General features: G+C 67.1%; 7 protein-coding genes and 1 pseudogene. 3 read left to right on the plus strand and 5 right to left on the minus strand.

The features are described from left to right. Positions 1 to 59: 59 nt before the first annotated feature. A complete protein-coding gene (locus ACZ32T_RS36025; RefSeq protein WP_467371675.1) occupies positions 60 to 503 on the minus strand; it encodes a site-specific integrase in 444 nt (147 codons plus the stop codon). 966 nt (positions 504 to 1,469) lie between these two features. Here ACZ32T_RS36025 and ACZ32T_RS36030 point away from each other — a divergent pair. Further along, positions 1,470 to 1,670 (plus strand): hypothetical protein, encoded by a 201-nt coding sequence (locus ACZ32T_RS36030; protein ID WP_467371677.1) that lies wholly within the window; start codon positions 1,470 to 1,472, stop codon positions 1,668 to 1,670. A 967-nt stretch (positions 1,671 to 2,637) separates the two neighbouring features. Here ACZ32T_RS36030 and ACZ32T_RS36035 read toward each other — a convergent pair. Together ACZ32T_RS36035 and ACZ32T_RS36040 are read right to left on the minus strand one after the other, a co-directional pair. Further along, entirely contained in the window at positions 2,638 to 2,817 is a 180-nt protein-coding gene (locus tag ACZ32T_RS36035; RefSeq protein ID WP_467371679.1) for a hypothetical protein, read from the minus strand. 907 nt (positions 2,818 to 3,724) lie between these two features. Beyond that, positions 3,725 to 4,780: a hypothetical protein gene (locus ACZ32T_RS36040; RefSeq protein WP_467371681.1), complete on the minus strand. Its 1,056-nt coding sequence runs from the start codon at positions 4,778 to 4,780 to the stop codon at positions 3,725 to 3,727. 169 nt (positions 4,781 to 4,949) lie between these two features. On the opposite strand from ACZ32T_RS36040, the gene ACZ32T_RS36045 reads away from it, so the two are divergent. Continuing rightward, positions 4,950 to 5,603 carry a TetR/AcrR family transcriptional regulator gene (locus ACZ32T_RS36045; RefSeq protein WP_467371683.1) on the plus strand — a complete coding sequence of 218 codons (654 nt, stop codon included), beginning with the start codon at positions 4,950 to 4,952 and terminating at the stop codon, positions 5,601 to 5,603. Here the strand turns inward: ACZ32T_RS36045 and ACZ32T_RS36050 are convergent. Both ACZ32T_RS36050 and ACZ32T_RS36055 read right to left on the minus strand, forming a co-directional pair. After that, positions 5,604 to 5,729 (minus strand): annotated as a pseudogene (locus ACZ32T_RS36050) (IS5/IS1182 family transposase); the annotation flags it as partial. Between the two features lie 158 nt (positions 5,730 to 5,887). Further along, positions 5,888 to 6,163 (minus strand): hypothetical protein, encoded by a 276-nt coding sequence (locus ACZ32T_RS36055; protein ID WP_467371685.1) that lies wholly within the window; start codon positions 6,161 to 6,163, stop codon positions 5,888 to 5,890. Between the two features lie 176 nt (positions 6,164 to 6,339). On the opposite strand from ACZ32T_RS36055, the gene ACZ32T_RS36060 reads away from it, so the two are divergent. Continuing rightward, positions 6,340 to 6,495 carry a hypothetical protein gene (locus ACZ32T_RS36060; RefSeq protein WP_467371687.1) on the plus strand — a complete coding sequence of 52 codons (156 nt, stop codon included), beginning with the start codon at positions 6,340 to 6,342 and terminating at the stop codon, positions 6,493 to 6,495. Positions 6,496 to 7,318: the final 823 nt, after the last annotated feature.

The raw sequence follows: 7,318 nt of genomic DNA on the forward strand, positions 1-7,318 counted from the left end.
CGCCTCATACGCGATCCAGTGGCCCCGGGGGGCGGAATCGGTCGTTTCCGTCTCGCCAGCTACAGGCCGATGCTTTCGGTTGCGGCGTCCTCCCAGCGTTCGCCCTCGTTGACGTACTCCCAGAAGACCGGGCTGTCGGCGGCCCAGCCGCCCTGCTTGCGGAGCTTCTCGGCGCGCTTGCGGCCGGTGCTGGCCAGGCCGCGGCGTGAGGAGTGCCCGGTGAGCTTCACGTCCAGGCCAGCGCGCTGGGCGGCCCGGTTGATGGGTGGCTGGAGGACGGCTTCGGGCTCGCGCCGCCGACCGGGCCCGGGGCCACGGCTCTGCGGCTGATGGACTGGGTGCCGTGGCGCGGGCCCCGCCCCGAGCGGTCCTGGCTGGAGCAGTTCTGTCAGGGCGTCACCTGGCCCTGTCTCCGGTCGGGGGCGGCCGTGTTCGCCCGGGAGATCGCCGTACGCGGCCGGGCAGGCAGTCGCCGGAGGGGCGGGCAGGATCTGTCCAGTCATCCGCTGGCGATCCGCTGGGATCTGTCCAGTGGACAGATGAACGCGCCCTCTGGACGGATCCCCGGACAGATGCCGGACGGGCGATCCGCGCGGCCGAGAGAGCGGCGCGCGTTCGGTGTGCACGCGTACCCACGGTCATTTCTCTCCCTGGGGCCCTCTGAGAGCCGAAAACGCCGAAACATGGAAAGGACCTCCTTTCGCTGTTTTCGCAGGTCAGGGCCGTCACCCGGCACCGCACCCCCACCGTCACCCCGCCCGTTCTGACCGGAATGCACCGCCACCCGGTGACGGTGGGGTGAGGGTGGCCATGGCGGTGCAAAACAGACAGGGTGGCGGTCAGATTCCGGTCAAAACGGATGCGGGTGGCGTTCGTCCCGGCCGAAGGCCGGCGCGGTCGCGGCCGGACTTGCGGACCTTGCCCCTCGGAACGTCACAGTGCGGCAGGCGCCCTCACCGACCCGGCTTCCCCTCTCAGCCGACCCGCCCGGTCCGCGCCGTCCAGCAGCTACTGAAGCTGAAGTGAAGAACTTTGCTGCGCGGCGTCACATTTTCCTCGCTCCGCCCCATAACAAAGTCAGCGAAGGGCTCTCGCTCGGAGTACCGGGCGTTCCACTCGCTCGAAGACTTCGAGCACGCGGCCAGGCCAATAGCACTGACGCGTCGCCCGTTCAAGAAATCCGCGCCCCGGATACTCGTCGCTCGAATTTCTTGAACGGGCCCGACCCGGCGGCCAATGCTGCGCCCTGAGAGCACAGGGTTGCTCCGCTAACCCACGCCTCCTCGATTGTGCTGCCACCACCCCGCACCACCGGTTCGTCAACCGCTCGCGAATCCGCTCCACGCCCCGTCAGGACCCGCCTGACAGACGGCCGGAACGGATTTTCGCGAGAACTCGCTTCGACGGCCTGGTTCGCGGACTGTGGCACCGCGCTCAACCGGAGCGCACCACCGAAATGGAGATCTGCCGTGTCCACCCTCGACCTCGTCCTCGTTCTGCTCGTCGGGCTGCTCCTGGTCCTGGTGTCCGGGCTCTTCCTCGCCGGCCTGGCCTACGTCACCCACCGCCACCCCCGCCTGGAAAAGCCCCTCACCGTTGCGTTCGGAGGCGGCGGCGTCCTCGTCGCGGTCGTCGTGGGCCTGGTCGCCGCCGTCGCCCTCACCAGGTAATGCCCGGCCGTGCCCCCGGGGCTCGCTGGCTCGTTGCCTGGCTGAATCCCGATAACCGCTCGTGGTCAGCCGGTTACGGTGATCGGCTTCTGTTCGCGAACCCCCGGGGGGCCTGATGACGGGACGACAGACACGGCTCCGGCCGGGTGTGCGACACGATGTGCGACAAGACCTGTGCCGCTATCTGTTACAGCCACCGCGCACCGCACCTCTGGCTTCGTCGATTGCTGAGGACAGCGTTTGTCGACCGGTTTCGGAGTCAGTTGGAGATCACCAGGCCCGGGAATGTCGAGCAGAAATGACGGCACCGGAGCGACTGCGGCCGCCCAAACACGTGGTGGCAGAAACGAAAATCGGGCTGGCCCCTGGCGAGCCTCAGCTGATCAAGCGTTCGGATCCGCTTGAAGGATCTGCGCACTCCAGGTGTCTACCACGGGACTGCGCCGGTAGAAGACGTTCGGCTGCACCGGGTCGCACGTTACGAGAAGGATGTCTCCCTGACCAAGCACAATGTCCTGCTGGGCCTGTGTGCAGCGACGTTTGCGATACCGCATGACCTCAAAGCGCAGTGGATGCGACCCTGGGAGCAAGGGGATGAATCGGACCTTTCTGATGCTGGTCCGATCGACACTGCAGAGCCATTCTCCATTTTCGGTGACCGACACCAGGCACCACTTGAGTGACATGCTGCGGGGTGGATCACGCAGGTCCACCTGCAACAGCAGCCCGGTCCTGCCCCGCCGTCGGGCCTTGTGGATCAGATAGCGAGCGCGCCATTTCAACCGACCGTTGAAGTCGCTGTTTACCTGCACCGCAGTACCCCTCACCCTGCCCCCTCTCCCTCTGCCAGCCAACCAGGACGCCCCAGGCTGGCACGGACAGGCGAGATCCAGGAGAGCGGCGACCGGCAGAGCGAGAGGGCTGAAGTTTGCCGGAGATCAACGGTGACTGCGGTGTCGGCTGTCGGTCAGTTCGTTTCGTCGTCGGGCGGCAGGGAGTTCCCGGCGCTGTCTACTGCAGGGCTGGCCGGACGGTAGCGCCCCATGCTCCCGAAGATCAGAAAGGCGCCCAGGGGGGTCATCCCGTAGAGCACGGGGAAGTCCTTGCCGATCCTGGTGATGAGGAAGGCCAGACCTACAAGGGCCAAGACCAGGAAAGGACGTCTGATGACGTGTCCACCCACGATTGCCAGCCGGCGCCGCACTCCGTGCGCTTCGGTGAGGCGTGTCCAGCCTGACGGTGACATGACGTCAGCGTAGTCCGTGCCGCGGTCGAAGTGGCCCGTCCCCGTACAGGAGCACCCCTGTCCCGGCAAGAAGCCCGGCGCCTCCCGAACTCATCAACACCGCCTGGCCGTGGTTCTGGACGCCTCCCAAACCCGTCGACAAGTGACGTCGCTACTGCTCGATAAAGCCACACCTCGCACAACCGCAGGTCAGGGCCCGGTTTTTGCGTGGTGAGTGCTCGGACTTCCCCTCTTCTACCTGGCCTGTCCTGCTGTGTGGGGTGGGTGGTGGTGGGCTGGTGGCGGGCGTGGTCTCGGGGAAGGCGGGCGGCGCTGCGCTGGCCCGTTCCCCCGGCCCATCGCAGGGCTCCGGACCGGCAACGAGACCGACGACCAGGCGGCGGTGCTGGTCGGTCCTACTCCGGCTGCGACGCCTGCCGCTGCGCCTCGTTGTCCGCGCCGAGCTCGGCTGCGTGGATCGCCCGGGCGTCGGTGACGGCCCGGGCCCAGGTCCGTTCGTTCCCGCCGTGCGTGCGTGCGTGCGTGCCAGCCGCCCGGCCAGGCCCCGCTGGTGCTCACCGGCCCGGCGCAGCTCCGCGAGCGCGATCTGGACGGCCTGAGCACGCTCCGCGGACACCGGACGGCCTCCCGGGGCTTTCTCCGCGCTCCGCGCCGCTCTTGCGCCCGGAGACGCCCAGCAGGGCCGTTTGTGCAGCCTCCTGGTGTGCAGCCCAAGACGCCTCCACCTTGGCCTGGTCGTACTAGGGCCTGTTTTCAGTCGCGATCAAGCAGTCGGGTGGCTGTCATCACAGACGGCAGCCACCCGATTTCACCTTGCTGCAGCTGGGTCGGAGCTTGTGCGGATCCGGCTGCGGCCATACTTCGCGAGCGTGTGGAAGACGGCCTTGGGCTCCCACGGCAGGTCCGGGTACGTGGTGCCGGTACGGCCGCCGTCGAGGACCTTGACCACGCCGAAGGACGCCTTGTCGAAGTCGCGGTCCTCGTCTGTCGCGTGCGGGAGGTCGTAGCGGGCGAAGGTGTTGACGAAGGCCGCATCGAGTCCGGACGTCTCGTAGGTGCCGAGGAGTTCGCGGACGTAGTCGGCCTGTTCCTGTTCGTCGCGGAGGACAGAGCTGACGAACCGCGCCGGCTTGGCGTGGTCGTCCCAGGCGATGACCGCGTCTCCCCGGCCCCCGACCTCGGCGGCCCCCCGGTAGGTGGTGCAGCCGAACTCCGTGACGGCCGCCGGTTTGCCGTGCGCGGTCAGTGCACGGATGCCGTCGGCGAGCCGGTCAGCGGTTTGCGCGTCGCGGTATCCGGCGTCGGTTGCGACGATGTCGAACGGCGTCCAGTCGACGCCTTCGAACGGGAGTGAGGCGTATCCGATCCGCCCGCCGAAGCGGGCGCGTACCTCAGCGACCGCCGTACCGAGGAAGGCGTTGACCTGGGCCGGCAGCCCTGGCAGCGCGGCCCTCAGCCGCTGCGGGTCGGCGAGGACGGCGGCGCGCTCCTCGAAGGTGTCGCCGGGGAGCATGCCGATGGTGAACAGGGAGATCTCCGAGCCGGTGAGGAAGACGACCTCGGCACCCGCGCGTCGTATCCGTTCGGCGCGCTCGGCGCTGTCGGTGAGGAAGTCGAGGAGCTCTTCGGTGGTGAGGTCGTTGGTGAACGGCGAGTACCAAACTTCCAGTTGGGCCTCGGCCGCGTGGCGCGCCGCCGTCTCCAGCCGGTCACGGTCGCCACCGGTGATGCGTACGGCGTCGCAGCCCAGCTCCTCGCGGATGATCCGCATCTCGCGGCGGACGGCGGCGGAGTCGAAGGGTTCGCGGGTGGTGGTTCCCGCGTGGGTGAAGCCGGTGTCGTAAGTGATGCCGAAGGTGCGCACGACGCATGCTCCTCAAGGTTTACGGTACTTGACGTACCTTATTGGGTACGCGTCGTACCGTACATGTTGCGCAGAGTGCGCCGCATGGGGACGCGAAAGTACGATGCGTACCGTTGATCCAGCTGTACGAGGCTGATCCAGCCGTACGGTGCGCGAGAGGGGACGGCCGGTGGCACGAGCCGGGAAGGAACCACAGCAGGCCACGACGACGCGACGACGCGGGGCCGAGCTGGAGGAGGCCATCCTGCGGGAGGCCGCCGAGGTGCTGAAGGAGTCCGGCGTCTCGGCCCTGACCATGGACGAGGTCGCCCGGCGGGCCGGGACGAACAAGAACGCGCTGTACCGGCGCTGGGCCAACCGCGTCGCGCTCGGCGTGGCCGCCTACCGCCGACTGGCAGGGGAGCAGACCGCACCGCCCGACACCGGCTCGCTGCGCGGCGACGTACTGGAAATGCTGAGGCGCGCCAACAGCACCTGGTCATCGCCGTACGGAGCGATCCTGCGCGGCCTGATCGCGGCTGCCGGAAGTACTCCCGAGCTCCTGGCCGAACTGCGCGACCCGTCGGGCGGTGCGCACGAGGCGGCCTGGCTGACCCTGCTCGGGCGGGCGGTGGCGCGCGGTGAGGCTGCGCCCGAGGCGCTGCACCCCCGCGTCGCGTATGCGCCCATGGCGCTGCTCCGCAACGAGTACGTGATGCTCGGAGTCCCCACTGTGCCTGACGCCGTCCTCGCCGAGATCGTCGACGAAGTCTTTCTGCCTCTGGTCCATGGGCGGGGCTCTCACGGCGGCACATCAGTGTTCCACGGCCCGCATCAGTCGTGATCACGCAGTGGGGCGGAGGCTACGGAGCCAGATCATCGCCTCACGCAGATGGAGCCCGGCAAGGTAACTCTCGGGCGTCTTGTCGTAGCGCGTGGCCAGACCGCGCCACGCCTTGATCTTGTTTAGAGGTCCACAGAAGTTGGACCAGAACCGCAAGTCGTGAACAAAGCCAGTCGGCCACAGACGGAAGACGAGAATTCGGATGGGCGCTGTGCAGGCGGAAGAGAGCTTCCTGGTGTGCCGGCGCTACAGGTGCGCGGCGAAAAGCGTACTGAACTTCGCCCCTATGGAGTCCCGTCCAGCCGGTTCCTGCGCCGGGCGGAGAACAGACGCACGTACAGGGCCAGGGCGAGCAGGATCCAGGCCACCGCGCAGTACGCCCACTCGGACTCGCCTCTGATCAGGTCGACAGCGGACCAGATCCCCCACAGGAGAAGCACCACGACCAGTGCGGTGAGGGCGATGTTCTGGATGCGGCTGCGCAACTGCTCCCGCTGCCGGGTGCCGGGTTCGAGATCGCCGAGTTCCGACGGGTCGTCCGTCCCTTGGTGGCTCATCATCGAGGTCCCCTCCGTTGGCTGTCGAGAACTCCCGTGTACCCCAGGGCTGCCACCGCACTCGGTTCGCGGCCGGTCGAGAACCGCTGCCGTCCGGGGGCGCCGGCCGGTGGGCGGCAACGCGTGAGGAACTGCGGACGCGTCGCGAGGCAGAGGCCCAGGAGCAGGAACGGCAGCCCGTGACGCATGCTCTGGTGCGTAAAGCGCGCAACAAGGCGCGAGGGCGCGTTCAGAACATCACCGGCCGCCTACGCCGTGAGGCTCTGTTCACTGAACAACGGCAGGAGTTTGTCGAGGAGCCCGTGCTTGCAGCGAAGGAGGCCGGAGACAACTGAAGTCATTGAGCGTCAGGAGTAGTGCCCCTGAGCGGCGATTGGAGACAGTGCAAGATTCCTGACGGACTGAATATCAGAGCGATTCCGGACGTCTCTAACGGAGGGATTCGGAGTTCCCCCACAGATTTGGAAACAATTGATATAAGAGCCGAGGTGTCGAGGCTCGGTAAACCTGCGCAGTGGCCATGCTCCTGACCTCGTTTTATGCAGTTCGGGTGAGTGGTTTTTGGCTGGGTGGCTCACTGACTCTGCGCAGGGTTGGGATGGTCCAGCCGTCTGACCTTTGATGTTTTTGGCTCCCGGCGTGCCTGCGCAGGTTGGTGAGTACTGCGCAGTTTCAGTGATCCTCGGTATGTGGTGGCGGGGGCCGTGCCGTGCGTCTGAGCCCTCGGCAGGGACCATCGAAATTAACGGTCCCTACCCATGGCTGTTAGTGATGCAGGGTGATGGGTGTTGAGTCCAGTTCTTAGCTACGGCCGAGAATGCGGTACGCGATTCACGCTCCGGCCGAGACGACCAACCCCCTCTTGCTGGTGCGTAGTTGTTTGTGACGGTGGGTCGAATGCTGCGGTGCGTGTCGTCCGGGGCTGAGCCTGCCCGCACTGCGGAGCCGTGCGGGCAGGCGCCCTACTGTCCCTTGACCTTTCGTCACCCCCGGGGCCCGCAGGCGCCGAGCACAGCCGCACCACATCCGGGTGTGGTGCGAGAATTCCGGAGGAATTCACAAACCCATTCCGAAGGAATGGGTTTGAAAGCCCGTAGGGCTTTATCCTCTTTACGACCCGTAGGGTCGTGCGTCGGTCCTCCGGAGGAGGACGCGCGC

It is taken from the genome of Streptomyces sp. NPDC023573, assembly GCF_055559735.1.

What these genes read in the sequence shown, in the direction of transcription:
- ACZ32T_RS36055 (WP_467371685.1), bottom strand. Translation starts at nt 6,163, where the DNA reads ATGATGAGCCACCAAGGGACGGACGACCCGTCGGAACTCGGCGATCTC.
- ACZ32T_RS36025 (WP_467371675.1), bottom strand. Translation starts at nt 503, where the DNA reads ATGACTGGACAGATCCTGCCCGCCCCTCCGGCGACTGCCTGCCCGGCC.